The 22,350-nt window shown below is 40.3% G+C and carries 18 protein-coding genes; all 18 read left to right on the top strand.

Annotation, left to right across the window (positions count from 1 at the left end; genetic code table 11):
- Nucleotides 1–105: 105 nt before the first annotated feature.
- A complete protein-coding gene (locus BLT_RS0116395; RefSeq protein WP_017728855.1) occupies nucleotides 106–1,083 on the top strand; it encodes an ornithine cyclodeaminase family protein in 978 nt (325 codons plus the stop codon).
- A 446-nt stretch (nucleotides 1,084–1,529) separates the two neighbouring features.
- Complete coding sequence (locus tag BLT_RS0116390) at nucleotides 1,530–2,075, top strand: helix-turn-helix domain-containing protein (RefSeq protein ID WP_017728854.1); 546 nt, start codon at nucleotides 1,530–1,532, stop codon at nucleotides 2,073–2,075.
- 48 nt (nucleotides 2,076–2,123) lie between these two features.
- On the top strand, nucleotides 2,124–4,166 hold the full coding sequence (locus tag BLT_RS0116385) for a hydantoinase/oxoprolinase family protein (RefSeq protein ID WP_017728853.1): 2,043 nt from the start codon (nucleotides 2,124–2,126) through the stop codon (nucleotides 4,164–4,166).
- A gap of 4 nt (nucleotides 4,167–4,170) precedes the next feature.
- Nucleotides 4,171–5,925, top strand: a complete 1,755-nt coding sequence (locus BLT_RS0116380; RefSeq protein WP_017728852.1) for a hydantoinase B/oxoprolinase family protein — start codon at nucleotides 4,171–4,173, stop codon at nucleotides 5,923–5,925.
- Complete coding sequence (locus BLT_RS0116375) at nucleotides 5,926–6,261, top strand: cupin domain-containing protein (protein ID WP_017728851.1); 336 nt, start codon at nucleotides 5,926–5,928, stop codon at nucleotides 6,259–6,261. It begins immediately after the preceding gene.
- Between the two features lie 102 nt (nucleotides 6,262–6,363).
- Nucleotides 6,364–7,452 carry a M24 family metallopeptidase gene (locus tag BLT_RS0116370; RefSeq protein ID WP_017728850.1) on the top strand — a complete coding sequence of 363 codons (1,089 nt, stop codon included), beginning with the start codon at nucleotides 6,364–6,366 and terminating at the stop codon, nucleotides 7,450–7,452.
- Nucleotides 7,453–7,603: 151 nt separating this feature from the next.
- The gene (locus BLT_RS0116365) at nucleotides 7,604–9,652 is read left to right on the top strand and encodes a hydantoinase/oxoprolinase family protein (RefSeq protein ID WP_017728849.1); all 2,049 of its coding nucleotides are present in this window, start codon (nucleotides 7,604–7,606) and stop codon (nucleotides 9,650–9,652) included.
- Nucleotides 9,649–11,391 (top strand): hydantoinase B/oxoprolinase family protein, encoded by a 1,743-nt coding sequence (locus BLT_RS0116360; protein ID WP_017728848.1) that lies wholly within the window; start codon nucleotides 9,649–9,651, stop codon nucleotides 11,389–11,391. Before BLT_RS0116365 ends, BLT_RS0116360 begins: the two co-directional genes overlap by 4 nt.
- Before the next feature lie 14 nt (nucleotides 11,392–11,405).
- A complete protein-coding gene (locus BLT_RS0116355; protein WP_017728847.1) occupies nucleotides 11,406–11,846 on the top strand; it encodes a DUF3830 family protein in 441 nt (146 codons plus the stop codon).
- Between the two features lie 113 nt (nucleotides 11,847–11,959).
- Nucleotides 11,960–12,730, top strand: a complete 771-nt coding sequence (locus BLT_RS0116350) for an aspartate/glutamate racemase family protein (protein WP_017728846.1) — start codon at nucleotides 11,960–11,962, stop codon at nucleotides 12,728–12,730.
- Nucleotides 12,731–12,758: 28 nt separating this feature from the next.
- Entirely contained in the window at nucleotides 12,759–14,105 is a 1,347-nt protein-coding gene (locus BLT_RS0116345; RefSeq protein WP_017728845.1) for an MFS transporter, read from the top strand.
- 118 nt (nucleotides 14,106–14,223) lie between these two features.
- The gene (locus BLT_RS0116340) at nucleotides 14,224–14,439 is read left to right on the top strand and encodes an S-methyl thiohydantoin desulfurase domain-containing protein (RefSeq protein ID WP_017728844.1); all 216 of its coding nucleotides are present in this window, start codon (nucleotides 14,224–14,226) and stop codon (nucleotides 14,437–14,439) included.
- A 358-nt stretch (nucleotides 14,440–14,797) separates the two neighbouring features.
- A complete protein-coding gene (locus BLT_RS0116335; RefSeq protein WP_017728843.1) occupies nucleotides 14,798–16,849 on the top strand; it encodes a hydantoinase/oxoprolinase family protein in 2,052 nt (683 codons plus the stop codon).
- A complete protein-coding gene (locus tag BLT_RS0116330; protein ID WP_236611105.1) occupies nucleotides 16,849–18,618 on the top strand; it encodes a hydantoinase B/oxoprolinase family protein in 1,770 nt (589 codons plus the stop codon). The genes BLT_RS0116335 and BLT_RS0116330 overlap by 1 nt, the downstream gene beginning before the upstream one ends.
- Before the next feature lie 6 nt (nucleotides 18,619–18,624).
- Nucleotides 18,625–19,695, top strand: coding sequence for a dipeptidase (locus BLT_RS0116325; RefSeq protein WP_017728841.1), 1,071 nt, complete (start codon nucleotides 18,625–18,627; stop codon nucleotides 19,693–19,695).
- Nucleotides 19,696–19,806: 111 nt separating this feature from the next.
- On the top strand, nucleotides 19,807–20,808 hold the full coding sequence (locus tag BLT_RS0116320) for a proline racemase family protein (protein WP_017728840.1): 1,002 nt from the start codon (nucleotides 19,807–19,809) through the stop codon (nucleotides 20,806–20,808).
- 353 nt (nucleotides 20,809–21,161) lie between these two features.
- Nucleotides 21,162–21,932 carry a TerC family protein gene (locus BLT_RS0116310; RefSeq protein WP_017728838.1) on the top strand — a complete coding sequence of 257 codons (771 nt, stop codon included), beginning with the start codon at nucleotides 21,162–21,164 and terminating at the stop codon, nucleotides 21,930–21,932.
- Nucleotides 21,933–22,156: 224 nt separating this feature from the next.
- The coding region (tnpA, locus tag BLT_RS0116305) for an IS200/IS605 family transposase (RefSeq protein ID WP_017726391.1) at nucleotides 22,157–22,350 on the top strand (194 nt) is incomplete at its 3' end.

Here is a 22,350-nt window from a genome sequence, read left to right as displayed (position 1 = left end):
GCGAAAGTTAAAAAGGGACGCTTGAGAGTGAGCCGTCGCTAACATTGCTTGATGAAGCAATGTTAAAAAAACCTACATAATCCGTCGTGGAGGGATGATCGAGAGATGTTGGTAATTAGTGCAAATGAACAAAGAAGTTTAATGAAGATGAACGAAGTCATTGATCAGACAGCTAAGGCTTTATGTGAATTTTCAGCCGGACGTACGTTAACACCAATTCGAACTTCTCTACCATTTGGAAATTTACAAAATACTGCGTTATTTATGCCATCCATTGCTGAAAATCTTGGAAGCCTTGGATTAAAGGTTGTAAATGTAAATCCGGGCAATAAAAATTCAGGAAAGAAAACAATCAATGGTATCGTGATGCTGTCTGATTTTGAGACAGGAGAGCCGCTTTCCCTTTTAGAAGGTTCCTATCTAACAATGGTTCGAACGGGGGCACTTTCAGGACTGGCGACCAAGCATTTATCACGTCTTAACTCAAAGACAGTGAGTGTGATTGGAACTGGAGAACAGGCGAAAGGTTTGATTGAAGCAGTGCTTGCAGTTCGCGACATTGAAAAAATTAATCTATATAACCGGACGATACAAAAAGCACACGAGTTTGCACAGTCATTAAAAGAGAGGTTTGAGGGTGACATCCAAGTATTCTCAAATTCAAATGAAGCCATTGGGGATGCTGACATTATCGTAACAGCAACGAATTCTGCCACACCTGTTTTTTCTCAAGCCTTACAGTCTGGTATTCATGTAAATGCAGTTGGTTCTTTTCGACCAACGATGCAAGAACTCCCTTCACATGTGATGGCGACAGCTACAAAAATTGTCGTTGAATCGACTGAAGCGGCACTTGAAGAGACGGGAGATTTGCAGGTCCCCATCCAAGAAGGTGTGATTCACGAACGAGATATTTATGCTGAGCTTGGACAAATCACAAGTGGAGAACGAACTGGGAGAGACAACGATAGTGAAATCACTGTGTTTAAATCAGTCGGATTAGCAGTTGTAGACATCGTCCTCGCAAAGTACCTTTACGAAAAAGCCATCGCAGCAAATATTGGTACGAGGATAGAACTATAGCAAACTATAGCTGTGACCAATATTGTTTGTCTCTAATAAAATGCAGTTCATATCGCTTATTTACTGGTTAAAGATGGCATTCGTTTTTAGGTGGCATTCTTATCGAATGCCAATGTTTCTTTTCTTCGTTTTCATAAAAAACTTATTATTTTTATTTTATTGTAAGTGATTTTCCCCCTGCATCCACAAGATCCATTACCATAAAAGCTTTTCAGAATAGCTTCACATTTCCCCTCTTATTGTTCACTCTTTACCTTTAGTTAAAAATGAAACGTAATGTACCACTACAAATAAAAACCTAGAATAATCTAAAAAATCATTATTTTTTAAAAAGAGTTGCAAATGAAAAAATATCTGTTAACATAAAAATATATACAGTAATACTTTAATAATTATGATTTATTGAAAATGTTACAATTACAGCTAGAATTGTTGGAGGACTTAATATGGAAAAAGAAGTATCTCAAAGAATCAGAGCTTTGCGACTTGAAAGAAAACTAACGTTAAAGGAGATGAGTGAAAAAACTGGCCTATCCATTAGTTTTTTATCCCAAGTAGAGCGAGCGGCATCTTCTATCGCTATTACTTCGTTAAAGAAAATAGCAGATGCAGTAGACGTTCCGATTACAAGTTTTTTTGAAGATTATTCTAATGAAAATTATCTCGTTAAGGAAGAAGCGCAACGCCCTTTTCGAATTGAAGGTTCAGGTGCGATCTATACAAGACTTGGTGGAGAGTTTTCGGGAAGAGCCATAGAACCTATGCTTGTAACGTTTCCACCAGGTTATCCTGATGAAAAAAAAGTCAGTCATCCAGGGGAAGAATTTTATTATGTTCTTGAGGGTGTACTTGTGTTTGATGTTGATGGGAAGGAGTATATCGTAAAAGCCGGTGACTCGATCCATTTCCCATCTCATATTTCCCATCAATTGAAAAATCCACTTGGTACAGATGCGAAAGTTTTATGTACAGTAACCCCAGTCATTTTTTAATCATTAGATCATTTCATTTTTAAATTTTCGAGGATAGGTGGTTTGATTATGAGAGTTGCGACAGATATTGGCGGGACATTTACTGATTTAGTTTATGTTGATCAACAAGGGAAGATAGGCGTAGCAAAAAGTCATACGACTCCTCCAAATTTTGAAAAAGGTGTTATGGATGTTATTGGTGTGAGTGGAATTGACATGGATCAGCTGGAGACATTTATTCATGGGACAACCGTTATTATTAACGCCTTGACAGAGCGTAAAGGGGTTAAAACCGCCTTAATTACAACAAAAGGGTTCAGAGATGTACTAGAAATTGCTCGAGGAAACCGGCCGGATCTTTTTAACGTTCGTTATGAAAAACCAGTACCTTTTGTTCCCCGTTACTTGCGTCAAGAGGTTGAAGAGCGTTTGAACTACGAAGGGGAAGTGCTCCAACCCTTAAACAAAACCGACCTAGAAGATATTGTTGATTACTTTAAACAAGAAAATGTTGAAGCAATCGCTGTATCTTATCTTCACTCATACAGCAATCCTGCCCATGAAATAGAAACAGTACGATACATAAAAGAATTATGGCCAGAGGTTGCAGTTACTGCTTCCCATGAAGTGACAAGAGAATGGAGAGAATATGAGCGGACAAGCACAACGGTTTTGAATGCCTATGTTCAACCCATCGCCTCGTCATATGTTGACCGGTTAGAACAAGAATTAAATGAAGCGGGGAATAGATCAAATAACTATATTATGCAATCTAATGGTGGAACGACTACGTTTGAGCAATCCAAGCAATTGCCAATAAATATGGTAGAGTCAGGACCAGTAGCAGGAATTTATGGAGCCGCTATTTTAGGGAAAATACTTGGAGAAGAAAATATTATTGCGTTTGATATCGGTGGAACGACCGCAAAATGCTCTCTCATTGATAGAGGAGAAGTCAAAGTAACGACAGAGTATAATATTGAGCGTACAGATCGGACGGCTGGTTACCCAATCAAAGTTCCAGTTGTGGACATTGTGGAAATTGGGAACGGTGGCGGTTCAATTGCTTGGATAGACGATGGTGGTTCATTAAGGGTAGGACCTCAGTCAGCAGGAGCGTTACCTGGACCCATTGCTTATGGTAAGGGTGGAACAGAGCCGACAACGACAGATGCAAACCTTGTTGTAGGGCGGTTATCACCTGCAAATTTTGACAGTAACGTTGATATGAATGATGTTCGAGAGGTAATCAGTAGGAAGATCGCTGAACCGTTTCAAACATCGATAGAAGAAGCGGCGTTAGGTATTATACGAATTGCTAATTCAAATATGCTAAATGCACTTAAGCTAATATCAGTAAGGAAAGGCTATGACCCGCGCGATTTTACATTGGTTGCTTTTGGCGGTGGCGGCTCGATGCATGCACCAGCCCTCGCAAAAGAACTTGGCGTCCAGAAAGTAATTGTTCCTGTAGCGGCTTCTGTATTTTCTGCATGGGGGATGCTGATGACGGACTTGCGTCACGATTACATACAGACCTTTATTCGTCGTGTAGAAGGGATCGACTACAACGAATTGAACGAAAAATGGGAAAAGCAAGAAAAGGGTGCGATTGACCAATTTGAGCAAGAAGGTGTGAAAAAGGAGAATGTTTTATGCTCTCGCTTTGTGGACTTACGCTATGTCGGTCAAGAGCATACAGTAAAAGTTCCTGTTTTTAATGGAGAAATCACCGAAGAGACGATGCGGCAAATGATTGAAAAGTTCCATGAAACGCACGAAAAGTTGTATACATTTAAACTTGAAGAATCTCCAACTGAAATCGTAAATCTGCACTTGATTGCCTTCGGAACGGTTAAAAAGCCTGAACTGGCAACGTTAGAAACATCAATCCTTTCACCAGAAGAAGCGTTAAAAGAAGTAAGAACGGTTTTGTATGAAGAAAATGGCTGGATTGAAACAAATGTCTATGACCGCCAGCAATTAGGACCAAATGTGTCGATTGAAGGACCTGCGATCATAGAAGAGCAATCTGCTTCAACGGTTATTTACCCAGGTCAATTTGTAATCGTTGATAAATATGGGAATTTAATCATTGAGACGGGGGTTTAGGAAGATGAAAAATACTGCTGTTTCGAAAGTCGATCCTTTTACGCTAGACATTGTGAAAGATTCGTTGGTAGCGATTGGGGAAGAAATGTTTTATGCATTAGCGCGAACATCCATGAGCCCGATCATTTATGAGGTTTTGGACTATGCCAGTGGTTTAACAGATTCAAAAGGTCAATTACTTACTCAAGGGAATGGAGTAACTGGATTTATCGGCATGCTTTCTTTCATGGTTCGTGAAACGCTGGATCGTTACAATGAGTCTGGTGACCTAAAGCCTGGAGATATTATTCTTATCAATGATCCTTATGGAGGTGGCGGCTCTCATCTTTGTGATGTAGGTCTCGTCATGCCGATCTTTTACGAAGGAGAGTTAATCGCTTTTTCAGCAAATAAAGCCCACTGGACAGAAGTAGGGGGTAAAGATCCAGGTTCAATGGCAACCGATTCGACAGAAATCTTTCAAGAGGGTTTGCAGTTCCCTTGCATTAAATTATTTGATGAAGGTAAGTTAAATCAACCCGTCGTTGATATTATCTCCTCAAATGTTCGCTTTCCGGATCTTTCATTAGGTGATCTATGGGCTCAGGTTGCCGCCTTGAAAACAGGTGAGAGACGGTGCCGAGAGCTATGTGATAAATATGGAAAAGAAATGGTTATCAATTCAATTGAACATTTGCTAGATCATGGGGAACAGTTGGCACTGAAAGCTTTAAAGGAGTTGCCTAAGGGTACGTACGAAGCGGTTGATTATATTGATGATGATGGCATTGAAGAAGGCCCTTTTAGAGTCCAGGTCAAGGTAAGCATAACAGATGATGAGTTTATTTGTGATTTCCGTGGCAGTCATCCTCAAGTAACTGGTTCCATTAATACTTCATATACAGGCTTAGTATCTGCAGTGCGTACGATTTTTCTTGCCGTTACGAATCCTTCACAAGATGTAAACGATGGTTCTTTTCGACCGCTACGTGTTATTACAGATGAAGGGTCAATCTTTAATGCAGTAAGACCAGCTCCAGTTTCTATGTATTGGGAATCGATGCTGTTTGGAAGTGATTTAATCTGGAAAGCACTAGCCCCGGTTGTACCTCATCGTCTTTCAGCAGGTCACTTCTTATCAGTATGTGCAGTCATTCTTTCGGGAAAACATCATAATACAGATGAACCTTTCTTAATTGTCGAGCCATCTGTTGGTGGCTGGGGCGCGGCGCAAGGAAGAGATGGAGCCTCTGGACAATTCTGTGTCTTAGATGGTGAGACGTTTAACATTCCTGTTGAAGTTTGCGAAACGAGAAATGGTGTTTTAGTGGACGAGTACAGCTTGTATTCTGACGGAGCTGGTTTAGGTGAGTTTTGTGGAGGGAAAGGAGTTGTCCGTTCGTACCGAGCTTTATCAGATCATCAAGTTTTTACTGCCTCTTTTGGCCGCCATAAATACAATGTGTGGGGCGCTAATGAGGGAAGAGAAGGGTCCACGAACAAATTTGAAATCATTAAGGCAAACGGAGAAATAGAGGGCCCATTTGGGAAATATAATCGCTATATCTTGAATACGAATGATGTTGCGCGGTTAACAACGGCCACTGGTGGTGGGTATGGAGACCCGCTAAACCGCCCTGTTGAAAAAATTGTTATGGATATAAAGAATGAGTATATAACAGCCGAGCAAGCCAGACGTGAATTCGGTGTTTCCGTAGATCCATATACTTTTGAAGTGCTGGAACTTTCTCCAAAGCGCAAAGAAAAGGAGAGAGTATAATTGGAAATTGTCAAAGTCAAGGATATTGTAAGTGAAGAGCATTCTGGGGTGACCATGAAAATTCTTTTTAATGGATCAGGCATTCAAGGGAGGAGTACGACGTTTGGGACGGTTTCGATTTCTCCAGGCTCCCGTGTTCCTTTTGCAGGAATAGGATCTCATGAACAAGATGAGTATGGCCTTGTGTTAAAAGGAACGTTGGTAACAATGAGTGGTGGAGTTGAGCAAAGAATTTCATCAGGGCAGGCAACGTTCATACCCCGTGGCGAAGAGCACTGGGCATATAATGATGGAATAGAAGATTGTGAGATCGTGTGGGTGCTCGTCGAGCGGTAACATCAGATAGGGCAAGGTAGCAACAATTACGGTCCTTAATACAGTTAAAAGCCTTGTTTTTAATTTAAAAAAGCAAGGCTGCCTTTTTAGAGGAGGAACATAATGAACTATGAAAATCGTATTGGGAAAGTTCGACATTTACTAGATGAATTGAATCTCGATGCTGCTGTGATTACATCGCCGACAAACTTTTTCTATTTTAGTGGGACATGGTTGGATTCTCATGAAAGATTACAGGCAATCGTCATAACGAAAGATGGAGAATTATCAATGATTGTACATGAGATGTCAAAAGAGGAAATCAAGCCAACAGGACTTTATGAAAACTTGTTCTGGAAAGATGGAGATAATTCTCTCGATCTGCTTGCAACAGTATTACCGGATTACGGGAAAATATCGATTGATAATGAATGGCCGAGCCATAACTTAATAAAGCTCATGGATCGAAAGCCTCATGCATCCTTTGTTGAAAGCACAAATACGATTGGTGCATCACGCTTATTAAAAGATTCGCAGGAAGTTAATTTGCTAAAAAAATCGGGTGCCATTGCCGATGATGTGATGAAGCAAGTCATTGACTATATAAAGCCAGGGCTAACAGAAAAAGATGTGACGGAAGAAATAAAGCGACTTTTTGCCTTACATAAGGTCGAGCAACTCTCGTTTAATCCGATCGTTGGGGCAGGAAAAAATGGAGCGATCCCTCATCATCAGTCAGATGAGACGCAAATTGCTGTAGGAGATATGGTTGTCATTGATATGGGAGGGATAAAAGATCATTATTGTTCTGACATGACTAGAACCGTTGTTGTTGGAGGTGAGGCAACAGAGGAGATGAAAAAAGCCTACTCGATCGTAAAAAGAGCACAGGAGGAAGCGGTAAAAGCTGTAAAACCAGGTATTCCTTTAAAAACAATTGATGATACGGCGAGAAGAGTGATAAGTGAGGCGGGGTACGGTGCTTATTTTACTCATCGTACTGGTCATGGATTAGGTATTGAAGTGCATGAAGAGCCATTTGTGACATCGGATAATGAGCAGCTTTTAGAAGAAGGAATGGTCATAAGCATAGAACCAGGTATTTATTTACCCGGAACATTTGGGGTGAGGATTGAGGATATTGTTGTTGTCACTTCAGACGGCTGTGAGCGATTGAACCATGTTTCACACGAACTGATCCAAACAAAGTGAAAAGCTTTAATATGCGAAAGGGAGTAATTATGGGTAGAAGTAATGAGAAGAAATCAAACCATCTAGCTCCCTTTCAAAATAAACTAATCAAAATTCTTAATATTCTATATATTTAGACTTTTTACTAAGTGATTAGAAAGGGAGTTATCTAATGGCACATTACCGTTTAGGTATCGATATTGGGGGAACTTTTACTGATTTAGTATGTTACGACAAGGAAAAAGGGACGTACCAAACAGAAAAAATTTTAACAACGCCTAAAAACTTGGCGGATGGAGTACTTGAGGGATTAAAAAATCTTGTTGATGACTTTCGTGATATTGATTATTTCGTTCATGGGACGACAGCAGGGCTCAATGCGTTTCTTGAGCGCAAAGGCTCAAATGTAGCATTAATTACAACAAAGGGATTTAGAGATGTCTATGAAATCGGACGTGCAAACCGTCCAGACATGTACAGTCTCACTTACCGTAAGCCCGAGCCACTAGTGAAGCGCCGCAATATTTTTGAGGTCGAGGAAAGAGTATTAGCTGACGGAACGGTAGACACAGCTCTCAACCTTGAGCAATTGGATGTTGTCATTGAGAAGATTATTGAAAAAGGATTTAACTCAGTATCTGTTAGTCTACTTCATGCTTATAAAAATCCAAAGCATGAAACAAAAATTAAAGAGATGATAAAACAGAAGGCGCCGCAAGTTTCCGTTTCACTTTCACATGAAATCGTTCGTGAGTGGCGTGAATATGAACGAACAAGTACGACCGTAATTAATGCCTATGTTGCACCTATTGTCGAAAACTACTTGACAAGTTTAGAAAGCCGAACAGAGGAAGCGGGATTAGAAGGAGATCTTTATATTATGCAATCAAACGGAGGTGTGATGACTTCCGGTGTCGCAAAAAGAATGCCAATCCAGACGCTCATGTCTGGACCAGTTGGTGGCGCAATGGGAAGCATCAGTTTAGGCTCATTAACAGGATATAAAAACTTGATCTGTGTGGATATGGGGGGGACAAGCTTTGATGTGAGTCTTGTTATTGATGGTAAGCCTGATGTCACATCTGAAACGAGCTTAGAAGCATTTCCAATACTTACGCCAATGGTAAACATTCATACGATCGGAGCTGGCGGGGGTTCGATTGCTTGGATCGAAGCTGGGGGATTACGAGTTGGTCCCAAAAGTGCAGGAGCAGATCCAGGACCAGCTTGCTATGGAACCGGTGGAATTGAAGCAACAGTTACGGATGCCAATCTAGTATTAGGCCGGCTTGATGAAGATGGATTTCTCGGTGGAAATATGAAGCTTGACCGAGAAGCAGCTTATCAGGCCGTCAAGAACATAGCAGATCAATTAGGCTTAGGGGTTGTTGAGACAGCTGAAGGAATTTGTGATATTGCCAATGCAAAAATGGCTGATGCGATTCGGACATTAACGGTCAGCAAGGGAATTGATCCGCGTGATTTTGCCCTCGTGGCTTTTGGAGGTGCTGGACCGATGCATGCCGTTTTAATTGCTGATTTACTAGGGATAAAAAAAATTCTTGTTCCAAAAGTTGCAGGAACATTTTCAGCTTGGGGTATGCTGCAAACGGATATCCGGCACGATGCAGTCCGAACGTTTGTATCAGTTTTAGGCCAAAGTGATAAAAAAATGATGGCTACTCTTTTTGATGTCATGGAAGGAGAAACGACTGAAATTTTAAAGCATCAACATGTAAAAACGGAGGACATGACATTTCAACGCACGCTAGATATTCGATATGTCGGACAAGAGTACACAGTAAATGTCCCTTTTCAATATGAGAGCATTGATGAACAGTCATTAGAGAAATTGGCAACGTTATTTCACGAAATGCATGGGAAAATTTATGGTCACAACAATTTAAAAGGAGTTATCGAAGTCGTGAACCTTCGCATGACTGGTTATGGAAAGCTGGAAAAAGAAACGGAAAAAGAAAATACGGTCTCTATTACTAATGAAAAAGTTATCGAAGCAAGAATACAAAAAGAAGTTATTTGGAATGGTACGAAAAAAACGACACCTATTCTTACATCAAACCATGTATCATTTGGCGACTATTTCCGTGGTCCTGTCATTGTAGAGGATCCGAGAACAACGACAGTTATTCCTGATGGATTTCAGGTGAAAGTTGATAAATTAGGAAATCTTGAAATTTCGAAGGAGGATGAGGGTGCATGAAAGAACATCAATTTTCAGAAAATCCAATAACAACAGAAATTATCCGTAATGCGTTTATTTCAGCAGCAGAGGAAATGAATGCAAGCTTAGCGCGGAGTTCATTTTCCCCTATTATTTATGAAATGAAGGATTGTAGTGTAGGCATCTTTAATAAAGACGCTGAGTTGCTAGGACAATCAGCTGGCCTCCCCATTTTTTTAGGTAACCTCGATGAATGCATTAAAATAAATACTGACTCTATCGGTGGAATCGAAAACTACCAACCAGGCGATATATACATTATGAATGATTCGTACCTGACAGGAACACACCTTAACGATATTACCGTGATTTCTCCAGTCTTTTATAATAATCAACTAGTTGGCTTTACGGCAAACCGTGCCCATTGGCTTGATGTTGGTGCGCAGGATCCGGGCTTCTCAATGGACGCTACTGAAATATATCAGGAAGGTGTGCGAATTCCACCCACAAAAATCTATGAAGCAGGACAACCCCGTAAAGATGTCATTAACCTTATCATAACAAATAGCCGTTTTAGTGAAGCTGCTTTGGGGGATCTTAATGCTCAAATTTCAGCATGCCGAACGGGGGAAAAAAGATTTTATGAGATTATTAGCCGTTTTGGTCTTGAAACTGTTAACCGTTCAATCAGCGATATTTTTAAGCAGTCGGCACTTTTGGATCGTAAGATGATCGCTAGCATTTCCGATGGTATCTATGAAGCAGCTGGATATTTGGACAATGACGGTGTATCAGATGAGCCTGTGAATGTAAAAGTTAAAGTCATAGTAGCTGGAGAAAATATTACGATTGATCTCACTGGTTCTAGTAAGCAGCGTGTAGGAATGACAAATTGCGGGCTTGCACAAACAATTTCTGCATGCCGAGTGGCTTTTAAACAATTAATTAATCCTGAAGCACCAGTAACAGGAGGCAACTTCAAAACATTAGAAGTAGTCGTTCCCGAAAAAACAATCTTTAGTGCGCAAGAGCCGGCAGCATGTGTTTGGTATTTTTCTGCATTAGGGCTTCTAATTGACCTTGTCGCAAAAGCTCTTTCACCAGCTTTAAAGGAGAAGAGCGCAGGTGCACATTATGGAGATTCAATGATTATTACATTTTCAGGGACTGATCCGCGAAGAAATACACCATTTTTAAATGTTGAAGCCACAGCTGGAGGCTGGGGAGGCTTTGCGGCAAATGACGGTCAATCAGGGTTAATTAATAATGTGAATGGTGATTTTAAAAATTTGCCGATTGAGGTACTCGAAGATAAATATCCGTTTAAAGTAACCACCTATGGATTCCGTGCTAACTCTGGAGGACCAGGGAAAAATCGTGGTGGGCTTGGAATTGTGAGAGAGTACGAGGTGGCAACAGATGATGCTTTTTTATACCTCTGGTTTGAGCGAGTAAAAACACCGGCATGGGGGCTTTTTGGTGGTGGAGAAGCAAAAGCGCCAGAAGTGAAGGTTTTTAATGGAGAGAAGGTAGAAAGTCTATTAAAAGTTAATGCGAAACCGATGAAAAATGGAGACAGAGTTCTGGTTAAAACAGGGGGTGGAGGAGGCTATGGTCATCCTTTTGAACGAGAGGCCTATCGAGTCCTAGAGGATGTCATTGATGATTACATCGACAAAGAGACAGCTTTAACCCAGTATGGAATAGTCTTCAAACCAGAAAGCTTTGAGGTGGATGAACAAGAAACGATGAATTACCGAAACGTAAATAGAGTGTAAGTTGGAGGTGAATGATGCGACGAATTTTAATTTCCTTTAAAAATGGAGAAGTATTCCCAGCAACTTTAAATGAGGAAAAGGCTCCTCAAACGTGTAAAAATGTTTGGGAGACTCTTCCCTTTTATAGTATCGTTAAACATTCCCGTTGGTCAGGACGGGAAGTTAATTTTGAACTGCAAACCAAAATCCTTCCAGCAAAGGAGAATCAGACAATTTTTACGAGTGCTGGTGAAGTTGTTTATTGGAGGGATTGGACGAATGAATACGAAGAAGCCCCTTTCGAAGTACTGGCGATTTATTACGGTGCAGAACATACACGTAGCTGGAAAGGAAATGAACCTGTGAATGTATTTGCTCAAATTGATGCGTCCCATCTCGAGCGTTTGAAGGAAGTAGGGGAGCGAATTTGGTTAAAAGGCACTGAGCAGGTGTATATTCAAAAGTTAGAAGGTTAAATCTGTCAGGTATTATTACACGAATATTTTAAAAATTTATTTTTTTCTAAAAAAATTTCACTATTACTTTAAAAATTATGTTATATTTTAAAAAAATAAGAGGGGGATTTAAATTGAAAAAACGGATTTTATTTATTAATCCATTACACACAGAGGTTTTTGACGATGAATTCAGAACCCAATTTGAGCGATTTAAGATTGACGAAACAGTTGTTGATGTCGTTTCATTCGAGCCAGAAGAGGGACCCATTCATGTTGAATATAACTGTTATGAAGCGATGGTTATTCCAGAGCTGATTCGTACAGTTAAAAAGGCTGAAGAAGATGGATATGATGCGGCGATTATTGGTTGTTTTTATGATCCAGCGCTGCGCGCATGCCGCGAGGTTACTGAAAAAATGGTTGTGACTGCACCTGCTGAAGCGGCTTTGCATATTGCAACAACACTCGGAGAAAACGTTTCAATCATTGTAGGCCGTAAAAAGTGGATTCCTGAAATGAAAGAAAATGTTCACAAGTATGGCTTTGCACATAGACTAGCCTCTTTCAAGCCGCTCGGACTAGGGGTTCATGATTTTCAAAAAGACCACAAAGAGACAAAACGAAGAATCAGAGAAGCTGCGCTTGAAGCGATCGAGCAGGATGGTGCAGATGTCATCGTATTAGGATGTACAGCAGAGTTTGGTTTCTTTGAAACACTTCAAGATGAATTAGGGGTTCCAGTTATTGATGCAAGCTTATCGCCATTTAAATATGCTGAATTTTTAGTGGAAATCAAGCAAAAGTTAGCGTGGACACATAGTAAAAAAGCTGGTTATCAATCTCCTCCTGAAGATGAAGTTAGAGCATTTAAATTGTTTGACCCAGCTTTAAACAAAAAATAATTTTAAATTCTATGAGGTGGGTGGCGAAATGGAAGGGTTATCTACTGCAAAAAAAAGTGTAAATTCAGTTGAAGTTGGTTCTCTATTTGAAAACATGCCGTTTACGAAAAAGCATGGATTTGTAGGGTTTGCACTGTTTATGGCTTTTGTCATTGAAGCGTGGGAAATGATGATTATTATTATGGTAAGTGCCTCTATCGCAGCAGATTTCGCTCTCACCCCTGTACAGGTTGGTTCGATCATTGGAGCGATTTTTTTAGGGATGATCCCAGGCTCCTATGTTTGGGGAATTATTGGTGACAAAATTGGTCGTAAAAAAACGATTGTATACAGTTTATTAATTTATGGTGTTGTGTCCCTTGTTAGTTCATTTTCTGTAAATTATGAAATGCTCTATGCGCTACGCTTACTATCTGGCTTCTCTTTGGGTGGGGTTCTTGTTTGTATCTTTCCTTACTATGAAGAAATGCTTCCAGTGAAGCAAAGAGGTAAAGCCGCGGTATACTTATCTGCAGGCTGGCCAATTGGTACGTTAATCGCAATAGGGTTAACAAGCATATTGATTGATGTAGAAGGGATGCTAGGTGGTTGGAGAGCGATAATCTTCATTAGTTCATTAGCTGGATTATGGGCTTTTGTGATTGCAAAAATTCCAGAATCACCCTATTGGTTAGCTGGAAAAGGAAGAAAAGCAGAAGCAAAACAGGTGATAGAAGAATTAAGCGAAGGTCAAACGAAAATAGAGGAAGATTCAGAGCTTGTCATTTATCAAGTGAAGCAAGGTGGGTTTTTTGAAATTTTTAAACACAAAATTTTGAAAATTACAATATTACAAACGGTTGTCAATTTTGCGTTTTCTTTTGGGTATTGGGGTTTGTATACGTGGATTCCCACTTTATTGGCACAACAAGGCTTATCAATGGGGCAAAGTATGGGCTTTTTAGCATTATCTGCTGTCGCACAAATACCTGGATATCTAGCGGCTGCACACCTTACAAGTAAATATGGTCGTAAAAAAGTGATGTTTGTTTTTGTTTTGTGTGCAGCTATCTTCGGTTTTGCATTTGCATACTCTTCAAGTATGTTCCAGCTCTATGCTTTTAATTTTGGTTTAGCTTTCTTCAGCTTAGGAGCATGGGGGATTTGGAATACGTGGTTTGGTGAAATTTATCCAACTAATATCCGTGGAGTTGGCTATAGTTGGGGGGTAGCTGGACAACGCTGGGCAAACACTGTGGCACCATCCCTTATCGGTTTCGTCATTGGAATGGGCTGGGTGTTTGGAGCGACTGTGTCATTTATCCAAGTATTTATGGTTATTACTTTAATTACGATTCTCTTTATTAAAGAAACAGAAGGAGAAATCTTACACTAATGACAGTGAGAAGCCTCAAATAAGGAACACCACATTCGTTTCTTTACCTGGATTGAAACGCTGAAATTCAGTCCAGGTAAAGCCTCTTCAACCAAATGACGACAAAAGACGTTTATTTTTGTACTTAATTGCGATAGTTGCTGTCGAAACAGGTGAGCCTATTCGTACAGACATTATGAGATATGGTTATCGTGGTTCGATCATTTTGATTTCCGCCCATGAGCGAATGCGAACAGAGAAAGGTCTTGAAGCTCTTGGGCCTCGGTATTTTGGTTATGACTTTGATTATGTGCCAGTAGAAAAATTAATGGCAACACAAGAGGTGAAATCGTGAATACTAACAATTAGGTTATTCTGTAGAAAAAGTAGATGAGCTATGTCAGCCATTTATTGATATGATGATTATTCTTGAGCTTACAAGTCAAGCAACGTCCAATATTGAATCACGTGTTCCGAGAAAAGTTTATTTAGTTAACCCAGAAATGGAAGCAAGTATAAAGAAGTTTGTATAACTTCTAACATGAAAAAGAATAGTTTTCTAAACGTAATATAAGGGTTAAGGGAGTGCAAACAGTTACTTAGTGTAATTTAATTCTTGAAAAATCTAAATACTTAGTCAATTAACATAGTATTTTTTTTTTTAACGCTTTTAAAACTAGTCCTTAATTCTAATTATGAAGGAGAGAAAATTCATGCGTATTTCAGTCGATGTTGGTGGAACATTTACAGATGTTGTAACTCTAGACTCAGACTCGGGAAGGCTTAGTCTTGAAAAAGTAGAAACAATACCTCAAAATCCAGCGAGTGGCGTATTGAAAGGATTTCGAAAGGCAGATGTTCGTTTTGAAGAGATCGATTACTTTGTTCATGGAACGACGCTCGGTTTAAATGCACTTTTAACACGTACTGGAGCGAATGTAGCCATCATTACGACAAAAGGCTTTAGAGATGTGTATGAGCTAGGACGTACTGACCGTGAATCGATGTATGACTTCAAATATCGTAAGCCAGAGTTACTGGTTCCTCGTCGCCTTCGATTTGAAGTTGTTGAACGATTAGATTACCAAGGCAATATTTTAACTCCCTTTGATCATGACGGAGCAAGGGAACTAGCCAAAGAGTTAAAAAAAGAAAATGTTAAGTCTGTTGTTGTCTGTTTTCTTCATAGCTACCTAAACCCTACCCATGAACTAGAGATGGAAAAAGTGTTGCAAGAGGAATATCCAAGCGTTTCAGTAACATTATCTCATCAGTTGACACGTGAATATAGAGAATATGAGCGTACGAGCACCGCGGTAATTGATGCTTATATTAAACCAATTATGCAAAGCTATCTTGAGAGACTAGATGGTGAACTAAATGAAGAGGGGTACCGTGGTCAATTCTTGCTGACACGCTCAGGCGGGGGCGCTATGACTGTCAAAGCGGCGAAAGAAGAACCAGTACACTCGGTTATGTCCGGTCCTGCAGGAGGTGCTATTGGAGCTGCTTATATGGCTGAGCTGACTGGAAACCCGAACTTAATCACACTTGACATGGGTGGAACAAGTCTTGATACAACAATGGTCGTTGACGGGAAGATTACAGTTGAGAATGAGGCCATGGTAGAAAGCTTGCCGATTTCTACACCGATGATTGACATCCGAACGATTGGTTCTGGAGGTGGAAGTATTGCTTGGATCGATGATGGAGGCGCGCTTCAAGTGGGTCCTAAAAGTGCCGGAGCAGACCCGGGGCCAGCTTGTTATGGTAAGGGAGGAGAAAATGCTACTTTCACAGATGCTGCACTTACACTAGGCTATCTCGATGAAGAGAATTTTCTAGGAGGTGCCATTACAATTGATTCAAGTCTTTCACATGAAATGATTCAAAAGCTTTCTAAACAATTAAGTCTTACAGTCGAACAAACAGCAGCTGGAATTGTTCGAATAAGTGAGGCGAAAATTACGGGTGCAATTCGAGAGATATCAGTAGAAAGAGGATTTCATCCTAAGGATTTTGCTCTTCTTGGTTTTGGTGGTGGAGGTGGCCTCGTCTCCTGCAATGTGGCAAGGGAAATTGGAATTCCTACGGTGATAATTCCTCCGGGACCAGGTAATTTCTCTGCATGGGGAATGATGATGGTTGATGTGGTGTATGATGTTGCCCAAACCTATGTGACAGGCCTCGAACGGGTCGATGTGAACGAGCTAAATACGCTTTATGGCTCTCTTGAACAAAATGGTGGGGAGTCCCTAAGAGATGATGGATTTGAAAAAGAAGATTGCAAGTTTATACGTTGGGCAGAATTACGTTACGCTGGGCAGGAGCATACGGTAAAAATTGAGGTTCCTTCTGAAGAGCTTAAACAATCTAATATTTCTGAGATTGCAAGAGCCTTTGGTAATGCTCATGAACTGCAATATGGACATCAAACGACTGATCCGATTGAAATTGTGACTCTCAGAGTTCGAGCAATTGGACTGCTTGAAAAACCGAAAATTGCAAAACTAGAAATAGGAACAGCTGGAGGGGCAGTAGCTCGCAAAGGTAGTCGTTCTGTTTATCAAAGTACGACCGATAACTATGTTGAATATGTGGTTTACGAACGTTTTAAGCTGTTTGCAGGAGATAAAATAGAGGGTCCAGCCATTATTGAGGAACCTAGTCATACGACGGTCATTCATGAAGGCGATAGATTAGCAGTCGGGGAATATGGGGAGCTTACGATTACAATCGATAACAATCGAGGAGGAATCATATGATGGAGAAAAAGGAATCCAATAATCTTAAGATGAAAAGCATTGCTGAGAGAGATGAGCATATACAAGTCCAAGTTATTCATAATTATTTACTCTCCGCGGCTCGAGAGATGATGAGAAATCTAAAAAGGACGGCTTATGACACGATTATTTATGAGATTCAAGATTTTGGACTTGGTATTTATGATCGTAAATGTCGTTTGCTTGCAGAATCACCTGGTCTTGCTATTTTCACTCGAGGCAATGATTTTGCTCTTCGAAAGATGGTAGAGTTTTTAGGCGAAGAAAACATTCATCCAGGTGATGTAATCCTGTTTAATTATCCCTATTGGAGCTCTAATCACACCCTTGATGTCCTTGTTAGCTCACCCATATTTGTTGGCGATGAATTAATCGGTTATGCTGCCTGCAAAGCCCATTGGCTTGATTTGAACCAACAGGATCCTGGTTATTGCTTAGATACGACAAGTATTCATAATGAGGGGCTAATCCTGCCAGGTCTTAAAATCTACAAGCGTGGCGTACGTGATCAAGAAGTAGAAAATCTTATTAGGTTTAACACGCGTATCCCGGATCGAGTGATCGGTAATATGAACGCTCAGATTTCATGTTGTCACACAGGGGAGAAGCGGGTACAAGAGCTAGTAAATAAATTTGGTCTTGAAACATATAATTTTGCAACTCAGGAAATTTTGAATCACGGGGAACGAATAGCCATGAGTCGTCTTGCTACACTGCCAAAGGGAACATGGTCCGCTGAAGATTGGGTTGACGATGACGGTGTCGAGAAAGATAAAAAGATTAAAATTAAAGTGACCGTGACCGTTACAGATACTAAATTTATTGTTGATTTTACTGGTACGGATGCTGCAGTAAAAGGGCCGGTCAATTTACCTATAGGTATAACAGAAGGAGTTTCAGCATTAGCTTTCAAAGGACTAACGACACCAGATTCACCAGCCAATGATGGTAATTTTCGTGCGTTAAAAGTCATTGCACCAGAAGGAACACTTGTCAATGCACAGCATCCGGCAGCAACTTTTACGATTTGGCCAGCCATTCATATTCCAGAAATTATATGTAAGGCTTTAGCTCAAGCGATGCCTGATGTTGTCCCAGCATGCTCAGGAGGAGAAGTTGTTTCGGTTATGGGTGTAGGTATACACCCTGTAACGGGTAACTTCTGGGTTGAGGCTACGAATGAAGCTGTTGGTTTTGGTGGACACGCAGACGGTGATGGTGAAAATGCAATTATGCACTTATCAGAACCTGGATGTCGCAACAATCCGATTGAAGTATTGGAAAACAAAGCTCCTTTACTCATTGAAGAATATTACTTACGACAAGATTCGTGTGGGGCTGGGGAACACCGTGGCGGAGTAGGAGCGACTAGAGTATATCGATTTATGTCACCTGGGAACGCTGTGACACTTCTAAAGAAAACAAAGACTCGACCTTGGGCTTTGAATGGAGGATTAGAAGGAGAAGCTAATCATATTATTGTGAGGCCAGGTACGGTACAAGAGGAAAAAACAGGGGCAATTAACGAACCTCTTGAGGCTGGTGAGCTACTCGTCAGCAGTGCGGGTGGAGGAGGAGGATGGGGAAATCCTTTACACCGCAAGCCTGAAAAAGTATTAGAGGATGTACGGGACGGCTATATTTCACTTGAGAGTGCTGAGCGTGAGTATGGTGTTGTCATTAATACTACCTTGTGGAAAGTAGATATGAAGGCTACATCAAAGCTTAGAGAGGATCGATTGGGGGTCTAGAGAGCGATGCGAATGATTGATCTGCACAGTGATATACTCGTTGACGTTATATGGCGCCGTTCCCGTGGGGAGCGGCAAGTCATAAGTAAACGTCACTTGCCTAGCCTTCGAAAAGCAGGGATCACAGCACTTGGTCTGACGATATGGATTGAATTAGATCAAACCCATCGAGCAGCCAGCAGAACAAGGGAGGTAATGGAAGCACTTCGTGAGGAATTGCGTGAATCGCCAAATGAGTTAGCACTTGTAAAAAGTCCAAAAGAGGCTGAGATGGCTATGGAACAGGGGAAATTGGCGCTATTGCTAACGATCGAAGGGATGGCTGCATTAGCTGAGGAGCCTTCCTTATTTTCTGACTTATGTAGTTTAGGATTGACATCTGGGCTATTAACTTGGAACGAGAAAAATGCCTTTGCTAGTGGCTTTCCAGGATATAGTTATGCAGAAGCAAGGTCGTTATCACGAACTGGCAGGGGGGCATGGTTGACAGGACTTCAAGGACCAGGTGAAGATGCCATTCAAGGATTAACGAGTAAAGGGTGTGAACTTTTAATAAAGATGGCAGAAGAAGGAGTAATGCTTGATTTGTCCCATCTAAATGAACAGTCCTTTTGGGAAGCGATCGATGCCTATCAAGGTCCAGGTGTTTTCGCATCCCATTCTAATGCTCGTTCTGTTCGGAACATTTCACGTAATTTATCAGACGATCAAATAATCGCCATTGCAAAACGGGATGGTGTAATTGGGCTTAATGCGTTCTTTGCTTTTGTTGATCCTGAGAGGCCTGAACTTGAGCGATTCCTTGATCACGCTGTGCATATTGCAGAGTTAGTAGGGATACGTCACTTAGGTTTAGGATTTGATTTTATCAATTATCTTGATGAGGAAGCGCTTGAAAGCATTGGAGGTAAGCTACCGAATAACCCAGAGCTTGATGGACCTGAAGATGTACCAGCGTTATTGGTTGCTATGAAAAATCGAGGGTTTTCGCAGGACGATATTAAAGCGATTGCTTGGGAAAATTTTGCTCGAGTTTGGAAGTCTGCACACGCAAGCAAATCATGCAGCCATGAATAAAAAAGTGACCCAATAGACTTTTTGTCTTTTTTCAGCCTTTGGTTAGCAAGGGCTGAGAAAAATCAAAAAATACGACGGCAATTATATATCGTATAGAGAAGGGAAATAAAAATGGTACATTTCTCACAATTTATCCAAACGATAGATTCGCATACGATGGGTGAACCAACAAGGATTGTTATTGGAGGTGCTCCAAGAATTATCGGTTCGACAATGATGGAAAAAAAGCAATACTTAGAAAAAAACTTAGACTGGTTGCGAAAATTCCTGATGACCGAACCTAGAGGTCATAAAGATATGTTTGGAGCTATCATTACAGAGCCATGTTCAGCAGAGTGTGACATCGGGACTGTGTTTATGGACAACAATGGTTATTTGAATATGTGTGGACATGGCACCATTGGCACGGTCACAACAGCTTTAAATATTGGAATGATTGAGTCTAAAGAAATCATTAAGGTTGAAACGCCTGCAGGCACCGTTGATTGCTATGTAGATTTTTCCAACAATAAAGTAGAGAAAGTAACCTTTACAAACGTACCATCGTTTGTTTTTCAAGAACGCGTTAAAGTTCACATTCAAGATGTTGGTTACGTGTTGGTTGATGTTTCATTTGGTGGAAGTATCTTTGCAATCGTTGAAGCGGAACAAGTTGGTTTAAATCTTATGAGGGAAGAGCAGCAACAATTGATGAATTTAGGTATTAAACTAAAAAAAGCAGTGAATGAGCAGCTGAACTTTCAACATCCATTAAAGCCTGATATAAACTCGATCGAATTAATCGAATTTAGTAAGAAGAAAAATGAGAAAGAGGGTTACTACAGAAATGTTGTGATTTTCGGAAATGGCCAAATTGACCGCTCTCCTTGTGGTACAGGAACTTGTGCAAAAATGGCTCTGTTGTTTAGCCAAGGTAAATTGCGTATTGGTGAATCGTTTATCCATGAAAGCATTATTAATTCTACGTTTACTGGTCGTATTATCGGAACAACCAAAGTAGGTGATTTTGATGCTATTATACCACAAATAACTGGTTCTGCTTGGATTACAGGTATGCATCAATTCATTATTGAAAGCGAAGATCCATTTCATGAAGGGTTTGTATTAGGTTAGACAGTATGCACAGGAAATATACAGTGAAAGCTTTAGTAAAAAAGGTGAAACAATCACAAGTGTTAAGTGAAGTAACAAAAGTATTTAACTATAAAAAATTTAGCTCCAGCGTACAGCCGATCGAGCTTGCTTCAGCCTGTCAATGGTTTCCATGTGGGAACATGTTGACAGGCTTTCTGTATTTGGTCCACGTCTTGCACTTTTCACATAATTAGTTGAATTCATGATTTGGAATGAGTCCAATATACCAAACAATTTTTGTTTATCTTTGGTTATTTTTCAAGTGTGTCGTTTTGCTAAAAGGAGCATATTTCTTTTTTCTCTTTGAACAATAAGAGCAGGGAGGAAATTAAATGGAGCTTTCGTTATTACTTGAATATGGCTGGGTCTTACTTGTACTGATAGCATTAGAAGGGCTTCTTGCTGCAGATAATGCATTGGTGTTAGCGATCATGGTTCGGCATTTGCCTGAAGAGCAAAGAAAAAAAGCGTTGTTTTATGGATTAGCAGGGGCTTTTGTGTTTCGTTTTGCTTCATTGTTTACTATTTCATTCCTTGTCGATGTATGGCAAGTACAAGCAATCGGAGCATTGTATCTTCTTTTTATTGCAATAAATCACATTTTTAAAAAAGTGGCTCGTAAAGATTCGAAGAAAGAGAAGGCTGAGGTTAAAGCAAAAAAAACTGCGGGATTTTGGGGTACCGTGTTGCGAGTTGAAATCGCTGATATTGCTTTTGCAGTGGATTCAATTTTAGCGGCGGTTGCTTTAGCAGTAACGCTTCCAGACTCGCCCCTTCCTAATATTGGGGGTCTAGATGGAGGTAAATTCATCGTCATTTTTACAGGTGGTTTGATTGGTCTAATTATTATGAGATTTGCAGCAAGCTGGTTTGTTAAATTGTTGCAAACAAGACCAGGCTTAGAAATTGCGGCTTTTTTAATCGTCGGTTGGGTTGGGATAAAGCTTGCGGTGTATACTCTTTCTCACCCTGCTTTAGGAGTCATCCCCGAAGCATTTCCAGAATCGAAGGTCTGGAAGGTTAGTTTTTATGTGATCTTAATTTTAATTGCTGCAGGAGGCTGGTTTTTGTCAAAAGAGGAGAAATCAGCTCCGTCTTCATAATGTGTTGCCATTTGGGTTTCATCAGGTGGGGGTGTAATCACCCAATTATGTACGACGTCCATCATCACCTGATGAACCCTATTATTATATGGGTTTAAAACCACGTGTTCTACACGTGTGAAAATAAAACTTCTAGAGTGGTAAAGTGACAGAAAAAATCTCCAATCGTTATAATAGAAGATGGCCGTCAAACCAACTTCTAAAAAACGAAAGGAGATCTACTCATGTCGAGTGACAATAGTTTATCACACACAAGATGGAATTGTAAGTATCACATCGTATTCATACCAAAGTACAGAAGAAAAGTCATTTATGGAAAACTGAGAAAAGATATAGGTGCTATTCTCAGAAGGTTATGTGAAATGAAAGATGTCGAAATCATTGAAGCACATGCGATGAAGGATCATATTCATATGTT

This window comes from Halalkalibacterium ligniniphilum, from assembly GCF_000334155.1.
GTDB lineage: Bacteria > Bacillota > Bacilli > Bacillales > Bacillaceae_D > Halalkalibacterium > Halalkalibacterium ligniniphilum.
This window is presented reverse-complemented; position numbering and strand designations above follow the sequence as displayed.